This window comes from Paenibacillus sp. J31R120, from assembly GCF_056269225.1.
In genome coordinates this window covers 289008-314216 of sequence record NZ_JBWDNN010000005.1, presented here as the reverse complement: position 1 = coordinate 314216, position 25209 = coordinate 289008, and the positions used below count along the sequence as shown (strand labels likewise).

The window sequence follows — 25209 nt, the reverse complement described above, 5'->3', positions numbered from 1 at the left end:
TAGATGAACAGGAGGATTACGATGATTAATGATTCGGACATGAAGTATTTGCGACGCTGCGTGGAATTAGCAGAGGCCGCTCTGGAAGCGGGCGATGAGCCGTTCGGCTCGATGCTCGTCTCCGCTTCCGGGGAAGTGCTGATGGAAGACCATAACCATGTAGCTGGCGGCGACCATACCCAGCATCCGGAATTTGCTTTGGCGCGCTGGGCGGCACAGAATATGACGATTGAAGATAGGGAGAAGGCTACCGTCTACACGACGGGCGAGCATTGCCCGATGTGTGCAGCAGCCCACGGCTGGGCTGGCTTGGGACGGATTGTATATGCGAGCTCCTCGAAGCAATTGGCAGGGTGGCTGAATGAGCTGGGGGTTGCCCCGTCGCGCGTCCGCAATCTTTCGATCCAGGAGGTCATTCGGGATACTGTCATTGAAGGACCAGTGCCTGAGCTGGCGGAGGAAGTGCGGCAGCTTCATGTTCGGCTGCATGCCAAGAGATAAAGTTGGATGATAAAAAAGGACAACGCAACCTTGATCAAGGTTGCGTTTTTGTGTCTGGTTGCCCATAATTTAGCGTTTGAAGATTCTGTGGCAAATAAAACTTCAAGTATGGCGCCACAGCCATCTCGTGCGGAAGTCGCATCGTCTATCAGCCAAGCGTCGCATTCTCATCCCCACACCCGGACTTATACAAGAAGCATTCCGAGGACCGTTATCGCTTTTATTAGCCGACTGTAAAATGAAGGAAGTTTAACAGTTGGAAGTGAAAGGATGTTGGCATGATGTGTATATGTAAAAAAGCGTTTCTGCCGCTGGCGGCCATGCTGTTGATATTGACCCTCTGGTTTCCAGGGATTGCATCGGCTGCTGCCGTCACACCTTCCGGGATAAGCGAGTCCCGAATGGAAGCAGAGGTTGACCGTGTGATGGCGAAGTACATCGGCAAGGATGTGCCAGGCGCCGCCGTGTCGGTGGTGTTGGATGGGAAGATCATTCTGTTGAAGGGCTACGGATTGGCTAATGTGGAGGAGCGCCAGCCCATAAGTCCGGAGCTTACCTATATGGAAGCGGGTTCCGTATCCAAGGTGTTCACATGGACGGCGGTCATGCAACTCGTCGAGCAAGGCAAGCTGGCGCTGGATACGGATATTCGCGAATATTTGCCCGATCGGTTTCTGGAGTTGGCTTATGACCAGCCGATTACCCTTCTTCACCTGATGAGCCATACAGCAGGCTTCGAAGAATACCTGGAACAATTGATGGTCCGTGACCCTGACGACTTGGTGTCGCTGGAGCAGCGCGTCGGAGCGGGGCGTCAACCTAGCAGGCGAGGTGGCAGGGCGTTACCGTTCGGCGCGCGCCGTCGAATCCGGGCCCTTCAAGCTGATTCCGATTCTTGCCGATACGGATACGTTGGTTAGCGTGAATGGTGATGGTTCCATCCGGTTGACCAAACCTTCAATCGGGATGGAAGCGACTTATGTGGAGATAGAGCCGTACGTATACGCGCGGCAAAGATCGGGCAACACGCCTATGGATGATGAAGGACATGATACAAGCCGGATCTATTTCAAAACCAACGCTAACGGAGAAGTGACTCACATGTCGTATGGCGTTATTGCCGATGAACAGCCTGTGTCGACACTGCGTACTCCGATGCTTCATACGATTGTCATTGGCGGAGCTGCGGTTACGTTTCTATTAAGCCTGTTAATCGGCTTAATTGGACTTCTCATTCGCTCATTGCAGAGAGGTCGGCGGGGCAAGGCACCTTTGCACTCCTCGGCGCTATGGCTTTCTCTTCTGGGTATGCTTCATCTCGTCAATCTTGCAGCTGTAGTCGTCAGATTAGCGGTCGACCCGTTACTGCCGCTGTCTAGGTTAACTATCCATTCGATCATCTTCTGGCTCCTCGGCATCACTGCATTGGGAGTGTTGTACCGGTTCGTACGCAAGTGGAAATTGCCGAACAACACGATGCTATTGAAAATATGGACGATCATGCTCGCTGCTGCACTGTTGCTGATTGCTATCTTTTTGTACTCATTCAACCTTTATAACATCTGGTAAAACGGATGTAATGTGCGCCGATTGCATACCATTTATTTTCGGAAATTGGCCCATTCCCTGCGCAAATGTCCTTCATACGATATAGGGTTCCTGTATTGGATTAACGTGCAATCATTTTCTCCAAGGGAGTGGGATGAGTGATATCAAGAGCGGGGCTAACCGGACGAGTGATTTTTCGAGGAGATCCGGGTTATGAAGCGGCGCGCAAAAATTGGGACCCCCATACGGACAGATACCCTAAAGTGTTTGTATTTGCTCAAAAAACACAGGATGTAGCGAACGCCATCAAATGGGCGCGGAAACATAACGTACCGATTCGTCCCAGGAGCGGCAGACATTCGCTTGAAGTTAATCTTTCGCAGGTTAACGGGGGACTTGTCATTGACGTCAGCGATATGAAGATGATCAAGCTGAACAGAAAAAATGCAACGGCAATCGTGGAGACGGGCAATCGAGTCGGCAGAATCGCACATACGCTTGCGCGGCAAGGGTTTATTGCGCCCTTTGGCGACAGCCCTACGGTTGGGATCGGAGGAATTTCGCTCGGAGGCGGAATCGGGCCGCTTCAGCGGACGATCGGCCTCATCAGCGATAATCTGCTGGAACTCGAAATGGTGGACGCGAATGGAAAAGTGATTCGTGCCAACAAACATCGTAATGCCGATCTTCTATGGGCTTCTCGCGGCGGAGGCGGAGGTAACTTTGGCGTATATACCCGGTATAAATTAAAGGTGCTGCGAGCTCCGGCTCAGGCAACGGTGTACCGCATTATTTGGCCGTGGAATCAATTCGAGAGGGTGCTCAAAGCATGGCAAAAATGGGCGCCTTCGGTAAATACCAAGCTGGGCAGCGAACTAACGATCGGTCCGAAAAAAGGGGGCAGTGTTACGATGGAAGGGCTGTACCTCGGTCCTAGATCGGAAGCTCTTCGTCTATTACAGCCGCTAACAAGCATCGGCACGCCTAAGACCAAAATCATTCGGCAGGTGCCTTACCCGGAAGCCGTGAGCTTCTTATTGCCTCCCGATCCAGTGCTTACTCAGAGGTACAGCAACCAGTTCTCGTCGGGCTTCGCCAGACGTCCGTTTCCTGATAAAGCGATTCGGTCTATGCGCCAATTTTTAGAGAATGTAGAGGGGACAGACGCCGGTTTCTTCTTCCTGAACTGGGGCGGGGCAGTAAGCCGCAAGTCGCCTACCTCTACAGCGTTTTACTGGCGCAAGGCCAAGTTCTATGTAGAGTGGAACAGCTCCTGGCTCAAGCAATCCGACGCTCCCAAAAATATAGCCATCGTACGTCAGACTCGCCGGAAGCTGCAGCCTTATATCGTAGGCTCCTATATCAACGTTCCGGACCAAGGTATCAAAAACTCAGGGCCGGTCTACTATGGGGCGAACTATCCGAGGCTGCGGAAAGTAAAAGCGAAGTACGATCCCAAAAATGTGTTCCGTAATCCTCAAAGCATTACTCCGGCTCGTAGAAGGTAGGCTTTATCCTGCAATTGTTTGTTGGAGAGCAAGTCAAAAACTTCTCTGTTGCAGTTTTTAAACATACAACGGAGGAGCTTACATATTAGTGCTTGCTTAGAAATGGGAGTGTTCTTGAGGCGAGAGCATAGCGCGGACTAATCCCTCAGATGTTCTTAGCGTTTCAAGCTTGTTCAGCAGCTCATCCTCTTCCTCCACCAGCCGTTCATATACCGCGATCAGTTCAACCATATTTGTATCAGCTCCATGATCTTATTTGTTACGTATATGCGTACCAGAATTGTCCATATTATATGATACGCTATTGCGTATAGTCAATGGTCGAATTCAACTAGAGTTGGTGATGGAATGCCGAAGAAGGTTGTTGTCAAAATCCCTGAACTCATCAAAGAGCACAATATCACTTTAAGGGAACTGTCTCGCATATCCGATGTCAGGCATGCTGCGCTCAGTGAACTATCGAGCGGAAAAAGGGAAAACATTAACTTCAATCACATTGAACGAATTGCAGAAGCGCTTAATATCTCGGATATTAAGAAAATTATTGATCTGGTCGAATATAATGAGAAGGCATAAAAAGCAACCGCCGCGATATGGCAGTTGCTTTTTTTAACTTCCTATTTGAACAGTTGAACATCCCCGGATTTATGCACGACACTGGCTTTATAGTATACTGGTTACCAAGTAATACAGGGAAAAGAGGGAACGGATGCCTACGATATTAGTTGCTGATGATGATGTGAACATTCGCGAACTCGTCTGTTTGTTTTTGCGAAATGACGGCTTCGAGACCGTTGAAGCCGCTGACGGCAAGGAAGCATTGGCCGTATATAACTCGACGAGAGTCGATCTTGTCGTGCTTGATATTATGATGCCGTTAATGGACGGCTGGGAGCTGTGCAGGGAGCTTCGAAAAGCCAATCCCGATCTCCCGTTGCTGATGCTGACGGCAAGAGGCGAGACATGGGAGAAGGTGAAAGGATTCCAGCTTGGAACGGATGATTACTTGACCAAGCCGTTCGATCCGCTGGAGCTGACCGTTCGCGTCAGGGCGCTGCTGAAGCGTTACGGAGTCAGCTCGATGCAGACCATCCAGATCGGCAGCATCCTGCTGGACCGGCAGACCTATAAGGTAACGATCGGGGCAGAATCGCTGGCGCTCCCGCTCAAGGAATTTGAATTATTGTACAAGCTGGCAGGCAAGCCCGGACAAATTTATACGCGCGAGCAGCTGATCGATCAGATTTGGGGGATGGATTACGCTGGCGATGAACGGACGGTCGATGTTCATATCAAGCGGCTGCGCGAACGGTTCGCGGATACGCCTGATTTTCGGATAGATACCGTGCGGGGTCTCGGTTACCGGCTTGAGGCAACTCCATGATTAGTTCCTTATATACCCGTGTCGTATTGACCTTTCTGGTGTCTGTCATCGGGGGGACGATTATTGCTACATTTACTACATCGTGGCTGTATAAGGAGAAGCTGAACGATAACCTGATGCTCAACGTATTCCACTTCGGCGAAGACGTCTCCCGGATCTACGATGCCTTGCCGCCGGCTGAGGCGGATTCGTATGTCAGCGGCATGAAGCAGCTCCATTCTTACTATATTCGCATGTACGACGAAGGCGGGCAAATCCAGTCGTTCGGGGAGCTGAATGGTCAGAGCGTATCTGAAGTAACGCCGGAGCAAATCAGTCGAGTGCTGGGTGGAGAAGTGCTGCAGATCAGCTCAAAGGGATTAGTGCCTGTTCTGCTGGGCATGCCTCTTCGTACAGAGACAGGAACGAAAGCCATGTTTGTAGAGCCCCTTGCCGCTTCTTCCGTATCCCTGTTGGTGAAGTTTTTGACCAATAGCTTAATAGCGGGAAGCTTGCTTATTCTTGTAGCCGCTGTGTTCCTGGTCAGGCCGATCAAGAAGCTGACCGAAGCAACCAAACGGATTGCGGCGGGAGACTTCAACGTTAAGCTGAACATTAAGCAAAAAGGTGAGCTGGGCACGCTCGCCCGCAGCTTCGAAGAGATGATGCGGGATCTGAAGCAGCTGGAGCAGATGCGCAAGGAGTTCGTATCGAATGTATCGCATGAAGTGCAATCGCCGCTCACCTCGATATCAGGTTATGCCATAGCCCTCAAGCAAGCAGGCATACCTGAGAGTGAGCGAGACCGTTACCTTGATATTATCATCTCGGAGGCGAAGCGCATGTCCAAGATGAGTGACAGCCTGCTGAAGCTAAGCTTGCTGGAGTCCAGCACACAGCAGCTGCGGGTAACCGAGCTAAGGGTTGATGAGCAGATCAGGCGGGTCATTGTGGCGATTCAGCCGCAATGGTCGGCACGCCATATTAGCTTTGAAATCAATCTGAAGCCCATACTCGTCACAGCAGATCACGACCAGCTTAACCAGGTATGGACCAACATTATAGGCAACAGCATCAAGTTCTCCGAAGAGGGCGGCACCATTCACGTCAGCATGAAGCAAGACGCCAAAACTGTGACCGTCCGCATAGCCGACGCCGGTATCGGCATCTCCCAGGAGGATCAGAAACGTATTTTCGAGCGATTCTTCAAAGCCGACCGTTCTCACAGCCGCAAGTATGACGGAAGCGGCATGGGGCTTGCCATCGCGAAGCAGATCGTATCGCTTCATCAGGGACATATCCGTGTCGAGAGCGAGCTTGGAAGGGGCGCTGCTTTTATCGTCACCTTGCCGCTTGCGTCATTGGCGGAGTAGTTCGCAATATTAACGAGCCTGTTCATATTCAGTTCATATTCGCGTCATTGTCTGTACATCTTCATCAGTTAAGCTTTGTATAGCGGCTTGCTAGGGCAGCCGAATTATCTGGTGAAGAAGGGTGTAGGTAAGATGAAAAAGTGGCTGAGGATTCTGCTCAAAACGTTAGCAGTAATTCTAATATTGATTGTAGCTTTTATCGCGATCGTATATATCGTGAATGTGGTCAGCAACAAGACGGATCAAAAGAAGATCCAGGCATATGGACAGCTTGTTCCTGTAGACGGCAAAAATATGAATGTGCTCATTCAAGGGGAAGGCGAAGAGACAGTCGTGCTTCTGCCAGGGTATGGAACAGCGTCGCCTGTCCTGGACTTCAAGCCGCTCATAGACGAGCTGTCTCCTTATTACAAAGTAGTCGCCATTGAGCCATTCGGATACGGATTAAGCGACTTGACCGACAAGGACCGCACCACCGAAAATATCGTTCAAGAAATCCATGAGGCGCTGCAAAGCCTTAACATTGATCGCTATATCCTGATGGGACACTCGATTACAGGTCTATACGGTGTTGATTATGTAAGCAAGTATAGGGATGAAGTTTCTGCATTTATCGGAATTGATACCAGTGTTCCTACGCAGGGCGGCATGGATGTCGAATTCCCAATTGGCAAATTTAAGCTGCTCAAAAACTCAGGCTTTGCCAGATTGATGTTGAAATTTAGTCCCGATCCTTATGAAGGCCTGCCATATGATGATGAAACTAGAGAACAATTCAGGTTGATCCAGCTCAAGACGATGTTCAACCCTACCATCTTGAATGAGATGGTGCACATCTCCTCGAATTTCAAAGAGGGCAAGCATATGAAGTTCCCAGCTGACCTTCCGCTGCTGCTTTTTGTCGGAAGCCAAAATCTCTCAGAGGAATGGGTTCCACTTCATGAAGAGCAAGCGGCGAGCGTAGAGAATGGCAAAATGGTTGTCTTCGATTATAGCCATTATGTCCATCATACGAAATACAAGGAAATTGTGGAGAACTTCAGACAGTTCATGACAGACATGAAGTAAGTCAATAGCGGCAACCGAAATCATACCTGGGTGCATGGATGGCCAAGACGCCATCTATGCACTTTGTTTTTGTCCTCTGACTTACGAAGATTAGCTTGGATGGCTAACCGAGCGGCATCTATGTTATAATAATCCGGTTATACTACACTTTTTGATGGGAGGGATATTCAATGAAAAAGAGGGCTTTGCGCAATTTGTCTTCTGGCATTGGATATTCAACAGCTGTTTTCTTCTAGAATGACCACAGACGGGATACGTCTGTCCATTTACGGTCATTCCAATAATAGCTTACCTATTGAAAAGGAGAATATACAATGAATAATGTCGTTCAACGCTCGAATCCGGACACGATCGCGCAGCCGGTCGGTCAATATAGCCATGTTACAAAGATTAGCCGGAATGCCGAATGGTATGTCTTTTCCGGGCAGATCGGAACGGACGCCAGCGGCAACATACCCCCTGATCTTAATCAACAAGCCACCCATACCCTCGATAATATTGTGAAGGTGCTTGCTTCGCAGCAATTAACGCCTGATCATGTCGTCAAGGTCAATATTTGGGCCACGGAACAGATCGACTGGGATCACTTCTACGGGGTGTGGGGAGCTGCGTTCGGCGCCACGCCTCCATCGATGACAGTTGCCTATGTGCAAGCGCTTGGCTTGCCTGAACTGAAGATTGAGCTCGATGTGTGGGCTGCCGGCTAGAGTCAATTCTGCAAGTGTAATGTTAATGGCTGCTATGCAGTCTCTTATGCCGCAAACGTTAGACTTTATATAGAAGAACTACAGGGGTTGTCTCAAATGTGAGACAGCCCCTGTTTTAATGAATATGCGACAAATATTCAAATGCTGTAATGCCATATACGCTTTTAAAATGCTTGTTCAGATGGGCCAGATCCACAAAGCCGCAATCTGCCACGGCTGAATAGACATCCTTATTTTTTTCGATTAATTGCTTCGCGTGTTCGACTTTGCAGTTAAGGAAATATTGATACGGGGAAATCCCTGTATGCGCTTTGAATAACCGGATCAATTGAAACTTCGAAAATTGTAGCTCGCTGCTAATCTCGTCCAGCTTCAGGACATGGTCCAAACCCGCATGAAGCATATCCTTTGCTCTCCGAATCATCACATGCTCCTTTTTGTCATCCGTCGAGAGCTTTGTTTGAACCAGATGATCCGCCAAGGACAAATACAACTCAGTGCACAGCGCCTCGTCCTTTCCCCTTAATATGGCGTCAGAGAGACTTATGATGCTCCGTTCAAGCTGTCCATCATATACAACAGGTGTTGAGAAGCGCGGAGCCTCTCTTTCCTCTATAGCTTCAAGCAACAACCGGGGTTCAATATAGAGCATGACGTAGTCCAGACCAGACTTGTCATAAGCCATCCCGTCATGCGCTTGCTCCGGATTGAACAGCATCACGCCATTCTGATAAGACAACTGCAGACTGCCATCGAGGCTATATTTTTGAATCCCGCGCAACGTGACGCCAACGGCATACTCCTGATGAGCGTGCTTTTTGTAGGTGAAATCCGTCATGCTTGCGGTCAGCGCGGTAATCCCGATTGATTTTTTATAGATGAACCTGTTCATTCCATCCATCTCTTCACCTCTTTCCAAGCCTGCCTACAGCCAGATCATGATCGCAGCATAGGCGAGCGACAACGACATGCATATATTGACAATCCTTTTATGTTTCTGCAAAAATGCCTTGAACATCGCTCCGAACAGCACCCATGTCAGAAATGCAAAAAAACCGATAAGCGCGATGGCCGTAATGCCGTATATCCTCGCTATGACCGAGCTGTAGTTGGGCAAGATGAAGACTGGTATGACCGTCAGTGAGTACAGGACTACTTTCGGGTTAAGGAATTGCATCACAACACCCGACCAGAAGGTGGAAGCTTGTCTCGCAGCGGCATCGGATACATCCATCTTATAGATCAAATAAGCGAGATAAAGTATATAGAGGCTTCCGATCAGTTGCATCACCAAGATGATTTTAGGCAGGAATGTCTGTAGCATCGTATTCAACAAAGCGGAGATCCCGAGCAATAAGCCTAGACCAATCGTAGCTCCAAACGTATATTGCATTGCTTTTTTTGTCCCGAGTCGATGGACGGTCGACAAGATGACAATATTCGTAGGGCCAGGTGTAATAGTAGCAATTATACAGTAAACAAAAAAAGATGTAACATCCATGAGAACCCCTCTTTCTGGTATGCTCATATCCTACATCTTTCATAAACGAAGCTATAGTATATTATTGCGGAGGCAGGGTATCAGCAGCATGCCTGGATTCGAAACAGGTTTTTTTGGAGTGAAATATGATTTATACTCTTGGAGAAATAAGGTATGATCTAGCTATTCAGATGGATTGCATGAGATGGTGGTGAATTGGATGTACGAGGAACGGACGTTGCATTATAAGGACTTGCTTATTCTGAAAACAATCGCGGAAACCTTGAACCAAAATCATGACATGAAGCCCATGCTTCAAAGCACGCTGGAGAAGCTGCTGGAACTGACCGGGCTGAAGACGGGCTGGATCTTTCTGGCGGATGATGAGCCGATCTATCATCATGTAGCGGATCATAATCTGCCTCCCGCGCTTGCCCGGAATGACAAAGAGTCTATGCGGGGTGAAGCCTGCTTCTGTCTCCAGCTCTATTGGAGAGACTCGCTTAATCAAGCGGTCAACATCATTGAATGCGAGCGTCTTCATAATTCCGGCACACTGTCGCTTGGCGATACGAATAATCTGACCCATCACGCCACAGTACCGCTCACGATATGCGGGGAGCGATTCGGCCTGCTGAATGTGGGATCGCCTGGCAAAGAACATTTCAGCGACGAAGAGCTTGCCCTTCTTGAAGGGGTGGCTTATCAGATCGGCACAGCTGTGGAGCGCACTCGACTGCTTGAGCAAAGGGAGAAGCTCGCCGTTGACAATATCGCGCGCTATATTGTGGATTATTATAACAGCACCAATGAAGTAACACGGCATATTTGGACGATCAATAACTTGAGGGAGCTGCTGCTCACCGTTGTGCTGAATATTGGCACGTATTTCGACTGGCCGACGGTAGCGATCGCCGCTCATCATGGCAATCGGCTAATGCTGCGCGCCCTCTATGACAATGAGAGTGCAAGAGTCTTGAATGAATCCAGTCTCCATGCAGAGGAAGAATCTTCGGATATTATTCATCAAGCTTTCCTTGAACAGACCGTATGCCAGAGCAAGGATACTCCCTTTTCCTTTGCCGCACTGCAACCTAGCCAAAATAGGTTTTCGATCGCAATACCTCTGCAAAAACAAGAGCCGCTGCTCGGAAATGAACCGCTAGGGGTGCTTCTTATCGGCAGAGAGCTGTCCACATTCAGCGAACTGGAGATCAAAATTTTAACAACGCTGGCGGATCATATTTCATTGGCGATGGAAAGAATCCGCTTGTATGACGAATGGCAGGATCTGCTGTTATCGGAAGAGAGGAACAGGCTCGCGCTTGATCTGCACGACTCTGTTAATCAGAAGCTGTTTTCCCTATCGCTGACTGCGCAAGGCATCAAAGAGCTGCTGAAAGACGAAAATCCGCTCGTTGTGGACGGCATCAGCGATATTCAGAAGCTGTCGCAAGAAACTTTGTCCGAGATGCGCACCTTGATCTGGCAGCTTCGCCCGTATAGTGCAGAGAAAGGGATGCTTGCTTCTTTGAAGGAATATGCTTTAAAACTCGGCATTCATGTCACCTTGCAGATGAAGGATGATGTGCAATTCACTGAGAAGGTAGAAAAAACCTTGTGGCGGATCGGACAAGAAGCAATCAATAATGTGAGCAAGCATGCCCGGACGAATCGCGCTACGATCAAGATTCAGTCTATTGAAGACCAGATTCAAATGAGTATCATCGACTATGGCTGCGGGTTCGTGACCGAGCAAGCAGAGACGAAGCTCGTGACGCTTGGCATCAGCAGCATGAATGAAAGAGCGGCGCAAGTCAATGGGAACTTGAAAATCAACAGTACAGCAGGCAAAGGAACCATCGTTACCGTTACGGTGCCGCGTTCAAGGGAGAACTGACATGAAGACCATAAAAGTGCTGATCGTAGACGATCATTTGGTTGTACTCAGAGGACTGCGGTTCTTCCTGCAAACCCAGGCTGCTATTGAAATTGTCGGTCAGGCCCAGAACGGGGAAGAGGCCCTCCAGCAGGTGCAAGCGCTGAATCCCGATATTGTGCTCATGGATTTAATGATGCCGGGAATGAGCGGGATTGAGGCCACAAGGATTATAACAGAGCAGTATCCGAAGGTGAAAGTCATTATCCTGTCAAGCTACTCAGACCGGGAGTCCGTGCTGCAAGCGATCAAGGCAGGTGCCATCGGCTATCAATTAAAGGATGTCAGACCGGAAGTATTAATCGAATCCATACAGGCTGCGATGGATGGCAGAAAGACGCTGCACCCGGAAGCCACACATCAGCTGATGTCCCACGTAGTCAAGGAGAATGAAGAGGAGAAGCGAATTGATGTTCTCACCGCAAAGGAACGCATAGTCTTGCAGCATATTACGCTTGGTCAGAGCAACAAGGAGATTGCGGCCGAGCTTCATATTTCGGAGAAAACAGTAAAAACCCATATCACGCATATTTTAGCCAAGCTTGAAATGCAGGATCGTACACAAGCTGCACTGTTCGCGACCAAAAACAATTGGTTCGGCTAATGGAAGGTCTTAGCCAAGGTCTTATCTTCGGATAAGACCTTTTTCTTATGTGTTAATTAGACGTACGCAGGACGCAACGGGGTGGGAATTCATGTAAATTTAGAGATGTTCATGAATCTAATTAAGCGATCTAAGGAGGATGTATACTTTTGACTATTCTAGTAACAGGCGCAACCGGGAATGTAGGACGGCATGTCATTGATCAGCTTGTCCGTTCGGGTGCTCGCGTCAGGGCCCTTACACGCAACCCTGCAACTGCCAATCTGCCACAGTCCGTGGAGGTCGTATACGGAGAGTTAACCGATCCTCAGACCCTTGTTCCGGCACTGGATGGAGTAACTGCCATGCATTTGATTACATTTAACGGTGCCGACTCCGCTCCGCTGCAAACCGGGGCTGAAATCGCAGCGCTGGCTGAAAAGGCTGGTGTACGGAAAGTGTCGCTATTGTGGAGCGGCGAGAGAGGTCCGGTAGAAGAGGCGGTAGAAGCAAGCGGGCTGGAATGGACCCATCTTCAGCCGCCAGTTGAATTCATGTCCAATGCACGGGAGTGGGCGGAATCCATTCGATCGGAAGGTGTGATCAGAGGGCTGAACGATCAAGTATTAAGTGCTTCAATTCATGAGGCGGATATTGGCAGCGTCGCTGCGACGGTGCTTATGGAGGATGGCCATGCCTTCAAGAGCTATACGTTAACCGGGCCTGAAGTGTTATCCATACCTGATAAGGTGCGTTTAATAAGTGCCGAGATTGGCCGGAATATTGGGTTTGTTCAATTGTCAGAAGAGGAAGAACGAGCCAAGATGCGAGAGGCCGGCATTCAGGAAGACGTCATCGATTATGTCGTCGGCTGGCACGCTAATCCGCCTAAGGAGTCTTATCAGGTCTTGCCGACTGTCGAACAGATTACAGGTCGTCCCGCGCGGACGTTCGCACAATGGCTAACAGAAAATAGAGAACAATTTATATAAAACGGAGATGAAGCAAATGAGCGAGCAGCTAAAGATCGGCATTATATTGGGAAGTACCCGTCAAGGACGGGTGAGCCCTCAAGTTGGCGAATGGATTAAAGGCATAGCCGAAGGGCGCAGGGATGGACACTATGAGATTATTGATATAGCCGAATATAAGCTCCCCTTTATGGGAGAAGGCGATCCGCAAGATGCGGGCGTGAAGTCCTGGGCGCAAAAAATCGATGAAATGGATGGATATATATTCATCGTTGCGGAATACAATCATAGCATAACCGGGGTTCTGAAAAATGCGCTCGATTCGGCCTATCATGAATGGAATAACAAAGCAGCCGGAATAGTGAGCTATGGCTCGACCGGAGGAGCTCGTGCAGCCGAGCATTTGCGGGGGATATTAGGTGAATTGCTGGTAGCGGATGTACGCGTTCATCCTACCTTGTCCATTTTCACGGATTTTGAACAATTCCATACCTTTAAACCCGCCGAGCTGCATCTGAAAACCGTTCAAGATATGCTGGATCAAGTGACAGCCTGGAGCGGCGCATTAAAAGGATTGCGATAATTCCGAGTAGCAAGGGGAAAAAAGTATGATGAAGCATAGTGATTGGAATGGCGGTTATTGGTCGGCAGCATATCTTAGAATCTGTATGTGCAATATGCTCGTCTTCTTGTCCTTTCAGATGCTGCTGCCTACGCTTCCCGTCTATCTGACGGATACCGGTGTAGAACGGACAGCCGTAGGACTTGTTGTTGCCATTATTACGGTTGCAGCAGTCCTCATCCGATTAGGGACGGGATATGCGCTGGATCACTGGAATCGCAAACGAATCGTTATCGCGGGATTGCTGGCATTCCTGCTCGCCTCTCTTGCTTATATGCTATCGCCATCGATAGGCTGGATAATAGGCTGCAGTATTGGACTTGGCATCGGCTGGGGCATCTTGACTGCCTCTTACGCAACACTCGTGTCCGATCTGATTCCACCAGGCCAACAAGGAGCGGGCATCGGCACCTTTATGTTATTCGGCTTGGCCAGCATGGCGGTCGGACCGTATGCAGGCGGATGGATATATGGACAATTCGGTGCATCGGCATTGTTCATGGCGGCTTCTGCAGTCGCCGTGCTTCCCCTAGCGCTGTCCTTAAGGGGACGGAATGAAGGGACGGCTCTCTCTCAAGAGATTATTCCGTCTGCACGCCGCTCACAAGCTTTGTTGGCCAGCATGTTCGAGCGCTCCGCATTGCTTCCGGCTGCACTGCTTATGTTATTTACATTCTGCTATGGAGGCATTTTGACTTATGTTGTATTATACGGGCAGCAGCTTGGCATCACGAATGGCGGGATATTCTTCCTGCTGTCTAGCGGCGCCTCGATTCTAGTAAGGCCGCTCGCAGGAAAGCTATTCGACAGGAGAGGGCCGGCGTATGTTCTTGTGCCGGGCATCGTGCTTGGCGTTGTTGCTTTATCCATGCTGTCTGCAGCAACAGGCTTCCCGCTATTCGTGCTATCAGCCTTTGTCTATGGCTTGTCGTTCGGAGCCGTCCAGCCTTATATGCTGGCATGGACGATTCAACGGGCGTTGCCAGAAAGACGCGGTGCAGCCAATAGTACTTTTCTGATCGGAATGGACATCGGCATAGCGGCAGGCTCAGCTTTGCTTGGAATAGGGGTAATGAATGGTCAATACGCTCCCATATTTGGCTTATCTGCCGGTATTCTAGGCGTGCTTCTCCTCCTTTATGTCGCCAATCTTGTCTATGCGAGACGGAGTCCTCGTTCATCAAGCAGCGAGCATTAAGAGCAAAACCTATTGAGATGCCTAATAAAGACGAGCACCGGGATTCCCGGTGCTCGTTTCTTTCATACGCAGGGTCCTGCGTTTCGTAAAATGGGAGACGGTTAGCTTTTTACGAGATTGGCCGCATGTGTCACTCTATTCCTGCCGCCACTCTTCGAAGCATATAGAGCCAGATCGGCTTGATTAAGCAGAGACTGATCCGTATCTCCGCCAGCTGCAGTTGCTATTCCAATGCTGATCGTAATCTGGTATTCGCCTAGGAGCGTGGACGCGGCGGTAGAGCAGTATCTGTCTGCAATGGACGTCCCTGTCTCTTGATCCGTATCCGGCAGAATCGCCACGAACTCCTCGCCGCCGTAGCGGGCGACAATATCGTTCTCCCGAGACATCGATTGGAGCAAGCGGGCCAGGTTGGTCAGCACCAGATCGCCGACAGGATGTCCGAACGTGTCATTGATTTTCTTGAAATGATCAATATCGATGATGAACAAAGAGAACGGCGCGCCATTCTCATGATAGGAGGCAAGGGCTGCAAGCAGCTTCGCCTGAAAAAAACGCCGATTCCCAAGCCCCGTGAGAGGATCGGTCCAGGCCATCGCCTCCAGCTGATGATTGATCCGCAGCAGCTCCTGCTGCTTGACCTCATATTCCGCATGAAGCAGCTCCAGCTTTTGATTCGCTTCGTTGGTCTTCTGGTATAGCTCCTCCAGCTTTGCCTTGGTCTGGAGCACATCCTTCTCATGCTCGATACGCTTGCGCATCGCAAGCACGACGCAATCGATGAAGGTCTCGCCGCCGCGCTGCTGGCGAATGCCGTTCAAGAGTACAGGTACATCCTGCCCGGTGCTGGTCCGGAAGGAGACATACATCTCGTTCACATGTCCGTGCAACTGAATGTAGGGATAGAAGTATGTATGAAAAAAAAGCTTATTTGTAACGGACATCGTGGATTCCAGATGCTTTCCCAACAATTCCTCACGTTCATAGCCCAGCATATTCAGAAACGTCCCGTTCACGGACTGTATCATGCCGGAGCTTGAGATGGAGAAGTAGCCGCACGGCGCCGTATCTAATTGAATATCCATTTCCTACCGTCTGCCTTTCTCCTAATGGTTAGCCGCTTGCCGCCAGATAATGTCTGATCAGCTCCGTTGTTTCCTCAGGATGACTTAAGTGCGGATAATGCCCCTTGGCCGTCATTTGCCGCAGCGTGCTGTTTTTCAGATGGGCATGCAGGTAATGCCCGACTTCGACGGGAGCGATGCTGTCTTCCGAGCACTGAAGAATGAGTGTAGGAATCGACGCTTCCTCCAGATCGATGCGGCAATCGGAATAGAAGGTGACTTCCGCGAATTGTCTGGCGATATGCGGATCTCTGGAGCAAAAGCTCTGCTCCAGCTCTTCGGTCAGCTCGCGCCGTTCTGAATTCATAACGATAGGAGCCAGATAGCTGGCCCAGCCGATAAAATTCATTTGCATCATTTGCAGCAGCTCGTCAATATCGTTCCTCTCGAAGCCGCCGTAATAATTCGGCAGATCGTTGACGTAACAGGGGGAAGGTCCCAGCATGATGATGCGGCTGAAATGATGAGGCGCGCGAATGGATGCCAGCATGCCGATCATGCTGCTGACGGAGTGGCCGACGAATACGGCATCCCTCACATCAAGCGCCTCCAAGATATCCAGAATGTCTTGCGCGTAGCCTTGCAAATCATTATATTTGTGCGGATCATAATAGTCGAGTTGAGAGTTTCCCGAGCCTACATAATCAAATAATACAATGCGATAGTGGTCTGCAAAGCCGGGCACGATATAGCGCCACATATCTTGGTCGCAGCCGAAGCCGTGCGCCAGTACCATCGTCTGGCTTCCGGAGCCCAGCACCTTTACATTATTGCGTTTCAGAACGTTCACTGTCATAGGGAGATCCCCTCCGAGTAGTAGATTGTCATTGACAGGGAGAAGCTTATTCCTATTATAACGAATATTGAATTGAAATGAAGGACAAAAAATTACAAAATTCGCCATGATGGTCATGATTTTTCCTTTGTTTTGCCATATCGTTCTAATTTAATTTTAAGCTTCCTCGCTTATACTGAATGCATTCTTAGGCTCGGGAAGGTTTGAATCATATGCAGGTTCTGGTAGTTGAAGACGATGTTTCATTATTGCATGCTGTCTCCAGCGTATTTCGGGAAGAAGGCTTCATTGTCCATGAATCGATGAGCGGCGACGAAGGTTTGTTTATGGCAGAACAGGATATTTACGATCTGATTATATTGGATGTCATGCTGCCCGTTATGAGCGGGATTGCGCTTATTCACCATCTAAGAGCGCAAGGCATTATGACGCCGATACTGTTGCTATCAGCGGTGGATGCCATTGAGCGCAGAGTCCAGGGGCTGGATGCGGGAGCGGATGATTATGTAGTCAAGCCGGTTGCCTTTCCTGAATTGTTGGCCCGTACAAGAGCGATTCTGCGCAGACACGGCAAGCTTGGCGATTCAGGAGACATTACGGTGGGAGGCGTGATCCTCCGTCCTAGAATTCAGGAAGGCTTCATTAGCGAGGTTCCCCTGAAGCTATCGGCCAAAGAATATGAGCTGCTTGAGTTTCTGCTTATTAACCGGAATCAGATCTTGACGCGCGAACAGATATTGGATCGAATATGGGGATTTGATACAGATTCGGGGGCTGGCATCGTGGATCTGTATATTCATTATTTAAGGAAGAAGCTGACCGCGCATGGTTACTCTGATCTGATCCAGACGGTTCGCGGCATAGGGTACATGGTAAAGGGGAAAGCCGATGTTCCGAAAAACGAAAACTAGGCTGACGCTGCTGAACGCGTCCGTCATGTTCCTCATTCTCGCTGTGCTAGGGACGAGTATGTATGTGTATCTGCGCACCGCTATTATTGGGAAAATCGATCATGCGATGCAGACGCGGGCAGCGGAATATTCCATGCAGCAACCGCAGATGGCAATTGCATACAGCGGGGGTATTGCGACCCGAATTGCGTCATTAGGTACTTGGAGTACGACGGCCGGTACTTTTGAACGTACCATTAATTTGATTATTTGGGATGATGAGCTTCATCCCTTAACGACGCTTATACCGGAGAGATATCCCTATTCGCTTGTGGAGAAGCTGAAGCATTCATTTCATGAGACGGAGTTGTTCAACGTTCGGCATGACGGGTCGGTGTATCGGGTCATCAATATCAAGATTAACGCAGACAATGCGAAGAGGCTGAATTATGTTTACGCGCCCGATAATGATGGTTACATCCAGTTAATCAGTGATATTAGCACGGAAATCGGCATGTTGAATGTTGTGCTGGGTCTTATTATGATTGGCATTGTGTTCGGAGGGGGCGTATCGGTATTCGCCGGTTTGTATTTGGCTGATCGGGCGCTTGTGCCCATTCGTTCATCCTGGGAAAAGCAGCAGCAATTTGTGGCAGACGCGTCACATGAGCTGCGAACTCCGCTAGCCGTGCTGCAGACGCATACGGAGCTGTTGCTTCGCCATCCGGACCATACAATCGAGCAGGACAGCCGTGAAATCTCAACCATTCTGAATGAAATACGGCGAATGAAGAAGCTCGTTAACGGATTGCTGACACTGTCGCAGACCGATGCGGACAAGCTTGAGCTTCACATGAAGCCGGTCACATTGGGGAGTTTGGCGGAGCAGGTGCTGAAGCATATTATGCCGCTTGCGTCCCTGAAGGATATTGCCCTGTCTTGGCAGGTAAGTCCTAATATTATAGTAAATGGAGATGAGGAACGGCTGCAGCAATTGCTGATGATCGTCTTGGATAATGCGATCAAGTATACGCCGGGGAGCGGGATCGTCCATCTGACGTGCAAGGTCTCTTCGGGGCATGTTATCTTGACGGTCCAGGACAATGGAATTGGAGTAGCCGCTGCAGATTTGCCGCATATCTTTGACCGGTTTTACCGGGGAGACAAGGGACGCTCCCGCTTGGAAGGAGGGGCAGGCCTAGGACTCTCCATTGCCAAATGGATCGTATTGCGCCACAACGGGAAAATCGAGGCAGCAAGCATTCAGCATCAAGGAATGAAGGTTACGGTTATGCTGCCGGCTCTGTAGCTTTATATTCACCAGTCGCCGGATATAAGCCCGTACATATTGCAAGACGTTCAACCTCCTTAATTGGAGGTTTTTTGTTTGTCTTAAGCTTGAAAACCAGGAAACCTAGATACGCTTCTGTCTGTCCATTACACAGAGTTGCCATCATTCTTTAAGCTTCTTTTAAAGTTCTCTAAGACAATTCTAAGAGAACTCCTTCATGCTGGCTAATAGATATCCATTACAAGCTTGAAAGGGGAAAGAAAGCAATGAAGAAGCAGACGCTAGGGAGAGGATTCATCTATTGCTTGTTGCTAGTGATCGTCTTATCTGGTTGCAGCTCGAAAAATGGAGGGAGCCAGACTCAAGCCATCGATCCGGACAAACCGGTAACCTTAAAGGTTGCGTTTATGAATGAACAGATGTTCTATCAAAGCTATGGCAATGTGTTCAGCGCCAAGTATCCGAATGTGCAATTCGAGGTCATCCCGACCATGGATGCAGCTATGAGCAAAGATCCTACGCAAGCGATGATCGATCTGATCGACGCGAACCAGCCGGATGTCGTGATGCTGACCAAGTCACAATATGAAGCGCTGGCGGCGGATGGCAGGCTGTATGAATTGGACTCGATGATCACGCAAAGCGGATTTGAATTGGAGCAAATGGTGGAAGGTGTCGTTCAATTGCTGCGCGATGCAGGCGGAGGCAAGCTCTATGGACTTGCGCCTACGTTTAACACCAATGCGCTGTACTACAACAAAGATCTGTTCGCCAAATACGGCGTTCCGGAACCAACGGATTTCATGACCTGGGAGGAAGTGCTCAAGCTGGCAGCGAGATTCCCGACTGACGGCGATGCTGAGACACGAATTTACGGTCTGGCAAGCTCCATGTTTGCCCAGGACCCGTTCCAGCTCATTAAGGATATGGCGGCTGCCAAAGGCTTGAACTATTTGAACGCGGACGCGACAGAATTGACGATGTCGGAGCCGGAATGGAAGGAGATCTTCCGTGAGGTCGTGGAGGGCTACCAGAACAAGACGATTCATCAGCCGGCACCTCAGCAAGGCGACGGAGGGATGATGATCTCGATGGACAGCATGCTCTTCAACAACGGACGGGCGGCGATGGTGGTAGACAACTCCAGCATGATTAATTTCGGCGGAGGCATGGCCATAAGCTCGGTCAGAGCGACGGGCGACTCTGATGCATCCGGCAGCCAGCCGGAGGAAGTGAATATGGGCGTCGTAACCGCACCGGTTGATGCCGCTACGCCGGATATGACAAGCACTTATACGGTATCGCAAATATTCTCCATCAACGCCGCATCGTCCCAGACTGATATAGCGTGGGCATTTATCCAGTATGTTCATGGGGACGAAGCCGCCAAGATCCGATCGAACACAGCGATGGATCTGCAATCACGCCTAGGGTACGAGACGAATTCCAATGGGGTAAACCTGGAGCCGTTCTATAAGCTTAAGCCGCTCCCGATGGAGACCACTCGTTGGTATCCTAAGGGCTTCCGGAACAGCTTCGCAACGATTGCCAATGAAGAGATTAGCGCTGCGTCAAGCGGCAGCAAGATGGTAGATGAGGCGTTTGAAGCTATTGTAAGCAGAGGAGCAGAAGCGCTGGCTGAAGCCAATCTGAGCGGAGAGAAGGAGCAAGGCGGAGGCGGAGGTGGCGGTTTTGCAACAAGCCTCATGTTCGCAGGATAGTCGAGATCGGAATCATCTGGCAGGCGAGCTTGATTCATGTTCGCAGCCAATCGTCAGCCTGTCGGGTATTTATAAGACATTTCGTACGGGTACAACCGAGATTCAGGTGTTAAAGGGGGTCGACCTCCGCATGGATACCGGACAGCTTGCCATATTGAAAGGAAGATCGGGTTCAGGCAAAACAACGTTGTTGAACATCATAGGCGGGCTGGATATGCCGACAGAGGGCCAAGTTCAGGTTGGCGAACATCACTTCCATCGCATGGGAGATAAAGAGCGCACCCGTGTCCGCAAAAACGAAATCGGGTTCATCTTTCAAGCCTTTGCGCTGCATCCCCTGTTGTCGGCTTGGGAGAATGTTGAATTGGGACTGCGGCTATCCGGCGTTTCTTCCGCACAATGGACGGATAGGATCGCCTATTGTTTGGAGCAGGTTGGGATGACGCAGAGGGCGCAGCATCGCCCCTATGAGCTGTCGGGAGGGGAGCAGCAACGGATAGCGATTGCCAAGGCAATCGCTCCCCGGCCCAAGCTGCTGCTGGCGGATGAGCCGACAGCCGAGCTGGATACCCGTATGTCTGAGCGGATTATGCTGCTGTTCGAAACGCTTCGTTCGGAAGAGAGGATGACGATATGCATGACAACACATGACCAAACGATGCTGGAGGTGGCAGACCATGTCTACGAAATGGCGGATGGAAGACTGGGTTAAGCGCCAGGGCCGCAATTTGCTCATTGGTGTATGCTGTGCGGGACTTATCGTCTCGACGTCCGCTTGCAGTTTCACTTCTCAGTCGGATGAAGCAGAGCTGATTGAGCTGATCGAGCCTCCGAACATTTCCAAAAAGCCGGAATACAAAGTAGCCAAGGCGACGATAGAGATCAAAGTGAATGCGACGGGCAAGCTGATGTCCAAGCGGCAGGAAAGCCTGCATTTCCTTTCAAATAGCGGACAAATAGCCGAAGTGCTGGTAGAGCCCGGCGAGAAGATTGCGGCAGGGCAGCTGATTGCGGTCATTGACACCGGTACTCTCGAGAATCAAATCAAACGCAAGGAGATCGAGATCAGGCAAACCGAGCTCAACATGATCGAGAAGATCAGAGCCAACACCCATACCGAGGTTGACGACTTGAACTTTGAGCTGCTGAAGAGCGAGATGGATGAGTTGAAAGCGCAGCGGGACGCCTCCCGGTTGACGGCGCCATTCAGCGGTACGCTTGTTTCCTTCGACAAGAAAATAGGCGATGCCATTAAAGCCTATGAGACGGTTGGCGTGTTATCGGACATGAGCACGCTCACTGTCGCCGTCAAGTTCTCGGCTTCTGATCTGGAGAAGATCGCATTAGGCATGGAGGCCAGCGTGAACATTAATACAGCGGGTACCCATTCCGGCAAAGTTTCACGGATGCCGCTATCCACCGAATCCGGCGGCAAAGCTGATTCTTTGGATGCGTATGTGCTGATCGAGCTGGACCAATTCCCGGCGGATGTACAAGCCGGTACGCCGCTCACCGCATCCGTGGTGACGGAACGCAAGCAAGATGCAGTGTTGATTCCGCCTTCCGCGCTGAAGAAGACATCAGGCAGAAATTATGTGCAAGTTGTGGATGAAGACGGAAATAAGCGTGAAGTGGATGTTGAAGTGGGGCTAACGACAGCTACAGAGGTGGAAATCCTCAAGGGACTTGAACCGGGTCAGAGGGTGATTGGGCAATGAAGCCGCTGCTTCGATTTCTTCGGCGTAAAATGTGGAACAACCGCCCGCTGACGATCAGCTCTTTTATCGGATTATTGCTTGCCGTTTCGTTTACAAGCAGCATCCCCTTTTATACGGACCACGCTTTGTCCAGGATCATCTCCACAACGCTTCATGAAGAAGGCTCAGGTGCACCGCCGGGTTCGCTTCTGACCAGATATCAACCGGCGCGCAACGATCCTGCCGATCCGGAGGCACTCGCATCGCTGCACGACTATATGATGAACAAGCTTCCAGAGCAAATCGACTACCCGCTGCTGCAATCGATCGCCACCTATTCCATTGCGCAATCGCAGCTTCGGCAAGATACAGCAGGTGGCAGTACGGATAATCGGAGAAGGCAAATGTCGCTTATGTCCCAATCGGGATTAGCTGAACAAATAGAGATTACCAGCGGAGCGATGTACGGGAATTCACCCCGAAGCGATGGAATCATTGAAGCCGTTGTGTGGGAGAATGCGCGGAGCCGGAACTATCTGGAGGCAGGGGACGTGTATCAATACACGCTTCCTACAGCTAAAGGCAATAAGGTTGTGCGTATTAAAATTGTAGGGGTATTCCAGCCGAAGGATGAGGATTCCGCTTATTGGTATCAAGGGCTGGATGTCTTCTCCGGCGTACTGATGATAAGCCCGGATGTATTCGCGGAAGAGCTTGTGTCGAGCTTGTCTGCCTCGGTCAACACGGTGAACTGGTATGGACTTTACGATCTGCAGAATCTCCAAAGCGGTGATTTGAGCAGGCTGGAGAAGCTCCTGCAAAGGCTGGAGCCGGATATGTACCAGATGCTGCGCAATAGCCGGGTCGATCTGAGCTTTCTGGATCTGATCCGGACGTTCAAGAAAGAAAGCCAGCAGGTGCAATTGACCTTATTTACACTGGCTGCGCCGATGCTTGCACTATGCTTCTATTTTATCTATATCAATGCCAGACAATCTCTAGAGCGGCAGCGCAATGATATTGCGGTACTGCGCAGCCGCGGGGCGGAGATGCGGCTCATCTATGCCATCTTTCTGCTTGAGGGAGCGATGCTGGGTGCGGCAGCATGGCTTCTTGGGATGCTGGGCGCAGCAGGAATGGCACGCCTTATGGTGACAACGGATGGATTCATGCAATTCGCGGTCGGCAAGGATGCTGCCATCGGGTGGAGCCATTCTGCTGGCTTATATGGGCTCGCTGCCGTTGCAGTGGCCATTCTGGCCGGATTGCTGCCTGTTGCGGGTTACGGCAGGCAGTCGATCGTCGGGCACAAGCAGGAGCTGGCAAGAGCCGACCGGATGCCGTTGTGGCAGCGTTGGTATATCGATGTCGTGTTGCTGCTTGCTTCAGGCGCCGGCTGGTATCTTTTTCAAAGCGGCCAGTTGAATGCAGGACAGCAATCCCAGTCCGGAGGTATGCAGATTCATCCGGCGTTTTTCTTTGTTCCGGCTGTTGCTGTCTTCTCGGCTGGACTTGTCAGTCTTCGTTTATTTCCGTTGCTGCTGAAGCTGCTTCACCGGATGCTTCGAAGATGGCTTCCGATTACGTTTCATCTTGCGCTCGTTCAGCTGTCCCGTTCGCAAAGGAGCTATTTCCCCTTAATGCTGCTGCTCGTTATGACAATGGGACTAGGCATCTATCATGCTTCGGCGGCGCGAACGATTGACAGGAATGAAGGTGAGAGAATCATGTACAGCAATGGAACAGATGTCGTGCTCCAGCCTGTCTGGGAAGGGAAACTCCAATTGTATGATAAGGACGGCAACTATATACCAGAGGATCAACCCAGAGATATCACCTATACGGAGCCTCCTTCCGCTCCGTTCGAGGAGATGCCGGGCGTTGAGTCGCATGTACGAGTGCTTCAAGCCGAGGGGGATCTGACCGTCGCGGGCAAGTCGCTTGGAAAAGGCATGTTGATGGGCATCGACAATGTCGACTTCGCAAACAGCGCATGGTGGCGGCATGATCTGTATAAGGCGGCACATCCCTTCCATCTGTTGCGTTGGCTGGGCAACTATGAACAAGGAGTCATCGTGTCGCAATCCTTCGCCGAGCGGAACGGCTTGAAGCAAGGCGACCTGATTCAGATGACCGTACAGAAGGTTCCGATTGAATTTGTCGTTGTGGGCATAACGGAATATTGGCCATCGTTGTCCCCGCAACAGTCTTTTGTCATTGCAAATCTCGATTATGTGTATGACCATATTCCGCTTACGCCGTATGCGCTTTGGCTGGATATGGAGGAAGGAGCAAAAGTGATGCCGGTCGTGGGGCATTTGCGCGAGCATGGCATTGAGACTGCCAGCTTAAGGGATGCCCGCAATGAACGGATTCTTCAGAAGCTGCTTCCTTCAAGAGAGGGAACATACGGCATTCTGACGCTTGGTTTTATCGTATCCGTCGCCGTGTCTTTCATCGGCTACCTGCTCTTCTGGATCTACAGCCTTGCGCGAAGAACGGTGCAGATGGGTATATTGCGCGCTACGGGTTTGGCGCGCGGCCAGCTGACCTTCATCCTGCTGCTAGAGCAGCTGCTTACAACGGGACTCGCCATTGGGCTGGGGCTTGGGATCGGCCGCTTGGTCAGCAAGCTGTTTCTGCCGCTTCTGCAAACTAGCGGAGGGGCTCAGGTGCCGCCGTTCACGATCATATTCGAGCTGAGGGACACGGTGCAGCTGCTTGCTATCGTGCTTGCCATGCTCTCTATCGGAGCTTGCGTACTGACCGTTCAAATATGGCGTCTTCGTGTTCATCAGGCCGTGAAGCTGGGTGAGGAAAGGTAGGGAT

The 25209-nt window shown here is 50.3% G+C and carries 25 protein-coding genes; 20 read left to right on the top strand and 5 right to left on the bottom strand.

The features are described 5' to 3' along the window. Positions 1–21 precede the first annotated feature (21 nt). From AC0YNW_RS19765 to AC0YNW_RS19750, 4 genes are all read left to right on the top strand, one after another. Complete coding sequence (locus AC0YNW_RS19765) at positions 22–501, top strand: nucleoside deaminase (RefSeq protein WP_475833418.1); 480 nt, start codon at positions 22–24, stop codon at positions 499–501. A 278-nt stretch (positions 502–779) separates the two neighbouring features. Then, a complete protein-coding gene (locus tag AC0YNW_RS19760; protein WP_475833417.1) occupies positions 780–1421 on the top strand; it encodes a serine hydrolase domain-containing protein in 642 nt (213 codons plus the stop codon). Beyond that, a complete protein-coding gene (locus AC0YNW_RS19755) occupies positions 1333–2070 on the top strand; it encodes a hypothetical protein (RefSeq protein ID WP_475833416.1) in 738 nt (245 codons plus the stop codon). Before AC0YNW_RS19760 ends, AC0YNW_RS19755 begins: the two co-directional genes overlap by 89 nt. Positions 2071–2210: 140 nt before the next feature. Then, positions 2211–3557 carry an FAD-binding oxidoreductase gene (locus AC0YNW_RS19750; RefSeq protein WP_475833554.1) on the top strand — a complete coding sequence of 449 codons (1347 nt, stop codon included), beginning with the start codon at positions 2211–2213 and terminating at the stop codon, positions 3555–3557. Positions 3558–3653: 96 nt separating this feature from the next. Here the strand turns inward: AC0YNW_RS19750 and AC0YNW_RS19745 are convergent, their stop codons facing one another. Then, positions 3654–3788 carry a hypothetical protein gene (locus tag AC0YNW_RS19745; protein ID WP_475833415.1) on the bottom strand — a complete coding sequence of 45 codons (135 nt, stop codon included), beginning with the start codon at positions 3786–3788 and terminating at the stop codon, positions 3654–3656. A gap of 117 nt (positions 3789–3905) precedes the next feature. On the opposite strand from AC0YNW_RS19745, the gene AC0YNW_RS19740 reads away from it, so the two are divergent. The 5 genes from AC0YNW_RS19740 (at position 3906) to AC0YNW_RS19720 (ending at position 8068) form a co-directional block, all read left to right on the top strand. Further along, complete coding sequence (locus tag AC0YNW_RS19740; protein WP_475833414.1) at positions 3906–4133, top strand: helix-turn-helix domain-containing protein; 228 nt, start codon at positions 3906–3908, stop codon at positions 4131–4133. A gap of 133 nt (positions 4134–4266) precedes the next feature. Then, positions 4267–4941, top strand: a complete 675-nt coding sequence (locus AC0YNW_RS19735; RefSeq protein WP_475833413.1) for a response regulator transcription factor — start codon at positions 4267–4269, stop codon at positions 4939–4941. After that, positions 4938–6293 (top strand): sensor histidine kinase, encoded by a 1356-nt coding sequence (locus AC0YNW_RS19730; protein WP_475833412.1) that lies wholly within the window; start codon positions 4938–4940, stop codon positions 6291–6293. Before AC0YNW_RS19735 ends, AC0YNW_RS19730 begins: the two co-directional genes overlap by 4 nt. 132 nt (positions 6294–6425) lie before the next feature. Beyond that, on the top strand, positions 6426–7361 hold the full coding sequence (locus AC0YNW_RS19725) for an alpha/beta hydrolase (protein WP_475833411.1): 936 nt from the start codon (positions 6426–6428) through the stop codon (positions 7359–7361). Between the two features lie 314 nt (positions 7362–7675). After that, positions 7676–8068, top strand: a complete 393-nt coding sequence (locus AC0YNW_RS19720) for a RidA family protein (protein WP_475833410.1) — start codon at positions 7676–7678, stop codon at positions 8066–8068. Between the two features lie 115 nt (positions 8069–8183). On the opposite strand, the gene AC0YNW_RS19715 is transcribed toward AC0YNW_RS19720, so the two are convergent. Continuing rightward, positions 8184–8960 (bottom strand): helix-turn-helix domain-containing protein, encoded by a 777-nt coding sequence (locus tag AC0YNW_RS19715; RefSeq protein WP_475833553.1) that lies wholly within the window; start codon positions 8958–8960, stop codon positions 8184–8186. A 33-nt stretch (positions 8961–8993) separates the two neighbouring features. Then, positions 8994–9569, bottom strand: a complete 576-nt coding sequence (locus AC0YNW_RS19710) for a LysE family translocator (protein ID WP_475833409.1) — start codon at positions 9567–9569, stop codon at positions 8994–8996. 199 nt (positions 9570–9768) lie between these two features. Between AC0YNW_RS19710 and AC0YNW_RS19705 the strand changes: the two genes are divergently transcribed. The 5 genes from AC0YNW_RS19705 (at position 9769) to AC0YNW_RS19685 (ending at position 14861) form a co-directional block, all read left to right on the top strand. Then, entirely contained in the window at positions 9769–11448 is a 1680-nt protein-coding gene (locus tag AC0YNW_RS19705; RefSeq protein WP_475833408.1) for a GAF domain-containing sensor histidine kinase, read from the top strand. A 1-nt stretch (position 11449) separates the two neighbouring features. Then, positions 11450–12091, top strand: coding sequence for a response regulator (locus AC0YNW_RS19700; RefSeq protein WP_475833407.1), 642 nt, complete (start codon positions 11450–11452; stop codon positions 12089–12091). Positions 12092–12240: 149 nt separating this feature from the next. Further along, on the top strand, positions 12241–13062 hold the full coding sequence (locus tag AC0YNW_RS19695) for an NmrA family NAD(P)-binding protein (RefSeq protein WP_475833406.1): 822 nt from the start codon (positions 12241–12243) through the stop codon (positions 13060–13062). A 16-nt stretch (positions 13063–13078) separates the two neighbouring features. After that, complete coding sequence (locus AC0YNW_RS19690; RefSeq protein WP_475833405.1) at positions 13079–13624, top strand: NADPH-dependent FMN reductase; 546 nt, start codon at positions 13079–13081, stop codon at positions 13622–13624. A 25-nt stretch (positions 13625–13649) separates the two neighbouring features. Beyond that, a complete protein-coding gene (locus tag AC0YNW_RS19685) occupies positions 13650–14861 on the top strand; it encodes an MFS transporter (protein ID WP_475833404.1) in 1212 nt (403 codons plus the stop codon). A 101-nt stretch (positions 14862–14962) separates the two neighbouring features. On the opposite strand, the gene AC0YNW_RS19680 is transcribed toward AC0YNW_RS19685, so the two are convergent. Both AC0YNW_RS19680 and AC0YNW_RS19675 read right to left on the bottom strand, forming a co-directional pair. Beyond that, a complete protein-coding gene (locus AC0YNW_RS19680) occupies positions 14963–15946 on the bottom strand; it encodes a sensor domain-containing diguanylate cyclase (protein ID WP_475833403.1) in 984 nt (327 codons plus the stop codon). A gap of 28 nt (positions 15947–15974) precedes the next feature. Then, positions 15975–16781, bottom strand: a complete 807-nt coding sequence (locus AC0YNW_RS19675; RefSeq protein ID WP_475833402.1) for an alpha/beta fold hydrolase — start codon at positions 16779–16781, stop codon at positions 15975–15977. Positions 16782–16993: 212 nt separating this feature from the next. Here AC0YNW_RS19675 and AC0YNW_RS19670 point away from each other — a divergent pair, with 212 nt between their 5' ends. The 6 genes from AC0YNW_RS19670 to AC0YNW_RS19645 all read left to right on the top strand — a co-directional run bounded on the left by AC0YNW_RS19670 (position 16994) and on the right by AC0YNW_RS19645 (position 25205). After that, positions 16994–17692 carry a response regulator transcription factor gene (locus tag AC0YNW_RS19670; protein WP_475833401.1) on the top strand — a complete coding sequence of 233 codons (699 nt, stop codon included), beginning with the start codon at positions 16994–16996 and terminating at the stop codon, positions 17690–17692. Beyond that, entirely contained in the window at positions 17670–18980 is a 1311-nt protein-coding gene (locus AC0YNW_RS19665) for a sensor histidine kinase (protein WP_475833400.1), read from the top strand. Before AC0YNW_RS19670 ends, AC0YNW_RS19665 begins: the two co-directional genes overlap by 23 nt. A 248-nt stretch (positions 18981–19228) precedes the next feature. Next, positions 19229–20683 carry an ABC transporter substrate-binding protein gene (locus AC0YNW_RS19660; protein WP_475833399.1) on the top strand — a complete coding sequence of 485 codons (1455 nt, stop codon included), beginning with the start codon at positions 19229–19231 and terminating at the stop codon, positions 20681–20683. Further along, entirely contained in the window at positions 20646–21395 is a 750-nt protein-coding gene (locus AC0YNW_RS19655; protein ID WP_475833398.1) for an ABC transporter ATP-binding protein, read from the top strand. The genes AC0YNW_RS19660 and AC0YNW_RS19655 overlap by 38 nt, the downstream gene beginning before the upstream one ends. Next, positions 21361–22401, top strand: coding sequence for an efflux RND transporter periplasmic adaptor subunit (locus AC0YNW_RS19650; RefSeq protein ID WP_475833397.1), 1041 nt, complete (start codon positions 21361–21363; stop codon positions 22399–22401). Before AC0YNW_RS19655 ends, AC0YNW_RS19650 begins: the two co-directional genes overlap by 35 nt. Next, on the top strand, positions 22398–25205 hold the full coding sequence (locus AC0YNW_RS19645) for an ABC transporter permease (RefSeq protein WP_475833396.1): 2808 nt from the start codon (positions 22398–22400) through the stop codon (positions 25203–25205). The genes AC0YNW_RS19650 and AC0YNW_RS19645 overlap by 4 nt, the downstream gene beginning before the upstream one ends. Positions 25206–25209 lie beyond the last annotated feature (4 nt).

What these genes read in the sequence shown, in the direction of transcription:
- AC0YNW_RS19765 (WP_475833418.1), top strand. Translation starts at nt 22, where the DNA reads ATGATTAATGATTCGGACATGAAGTATTTGCGACGCTGCGTGGAATTA.
- AC0YNW_RS19760 (WP_475833417.1), top strand. Translation starts at nt 780, where the DNA reads ATGATGTGTATATGTAAAAAAGCGTTTCTGCCGCTGGCGGCCATGCTG.
- AC0YNW_RS19745 (WP_475833415.1), bottom strand. Translation starts at nt 3,788, where the DNA reads ATGGTTGAACTGATCGCGGTATATGAACGGCTGGTGGAGGAAGAGGAT.
- AC0YNW_RS19740 (WP_475833414.1), top strand. Translation starts at nt 3,906, where the DNA reads ATGCCGAAGAAGGTTGTTGTCAAAATCCCTGAACTCATCAAAGAGCAC.
- AC0YNW_RS19735 (WP_475833413.1), top strand. Translation starts at nt 4,267, where the DNA reads ATGCCTACGATATTAGTTGCTGATGATGATGTGAACATTCGCGAACTC.
- AC0YNW_RS19730 (WP_475833412.1), top strand. Translation starts at nt 4,938, where the DNA reads ATGATTAGTTCCTTATATACCCGTGTCGTATTGACCTTTCTGGTGTCT.
- AC0YNW_RS19725 (WP_475833411.1), top strand. Translation starts at nt 6,426, where the DNA reads ATGAAAAAGTGGCTGAGGATTCTGCTCAAAACGTTAGCAGTAATTCTA.
- AC0YNW_RS19720 (WP_475833410.1), top strand. Translation starts at nt 7,676, where the DNA reads ATGAATAATGTCGTTCAACGCTCGAATCCGGACACGATCGCGCAGCCG.
- AC0YNW_RS19715 (WP_475833553.1), bottom strand. Translation starts at nt 8,960, where the DNA reads ATGAACAGGTTCATCTATAAAAAATCAATCGGGATTACCGCGCTGACC.
- AC0YNW_RS19710 (WP_475833409.1), bottom strand. Translation starts at nt 9,569, where the DNA reads ATGGATGTTACATCTTTTTTTGTTTACTGTATAATTGCTACTATTACA.
- AC0YNW_RS19705 (WP_475833408.1), top strand. Translation starts at nt 9,769, where the DNA reads ATGTACGAGGAACGGACGTTGCATTATAAGGACTTGCTTATTCTGAAA.
- AC0YNW_RS19700 (WP_475833407.1), top strand. Translation starts at nt 11,450, where the DNA reads ATGAAGACCATAAAAGTGCTGATCGTAGACGATCATTTGGTTGTACTC.
- AC0YNW_RS19690 (WP_475833405.1), top strand. Translation starts at nt 13,079, where the DNA reads ATGAGCGAGCAGCTAAAGATCGGCATTATATTGGGAAGTACCCGTCAA.
- AC0YNW_RS19685 (WP_475833404.1), top strand. Translation starts at nt 13,650, where the DNA reads ATGATGAAGCATAGTGATTGGAATGGCGGTTATTGGTCGGCAGCATAT.
- AC0YNW_RS19680 (WP_475833403.1), bottom strand. Translation starts at nt 15,946, where the DNA reads ATGGATATTCAATTAGATACGGCGCCGTGCGGCTACTTCTCCATCTCA.
- AC0YNW_RS19675 (WP_475833402.1), bottom strand. Translation starts at nt 16,781, where the DNA reads ATGACAGTGAACGTTCTGAAACGCAATAATGTAAAGGTGCTGGGCTCC.
- AC0YNW_RS19670 (WP_475833401.1), top strand. Translation starts at nt 16,994, where the DNA reads ATGCAGGTTCTGGTAGTTGAAGACGATGTTTCATTATTGCATGCTGTC.
- AC0YNW_RS19665 (WP_475833400.1), top strand. Translation starts at nt 17,670, where the DNA reads ATGTTCCGAAAAACGAAAACTAGGCTGACGCTGCTGAACGCGTCCGTC.
- AC0YNW_RS19660 (WP_475833399.1), top strand. Translation starts at nt 19,229, where the DNA reads ATGAAGAAGCAGACGCTAGGGAGAGGATTCATCTATTGCTTGTTGCTA.
- AC0YNW_RS19650 (WP_475833397.1), top strand. Translation starts at nt 21,361, where the DNA reads ATGTCTACGAAATGGCGGATGGAAGACTGGGTTAAGCGCCAGGGCCGC.
- AC0YNW_RS19645 (WP_475833396.1), top strand. Translation starts at nt 22,398, where the DNA reads ATGAAGCCGCTGCTTCGATTTCTTCGGCGTAAAATGTGGAACAACCGC.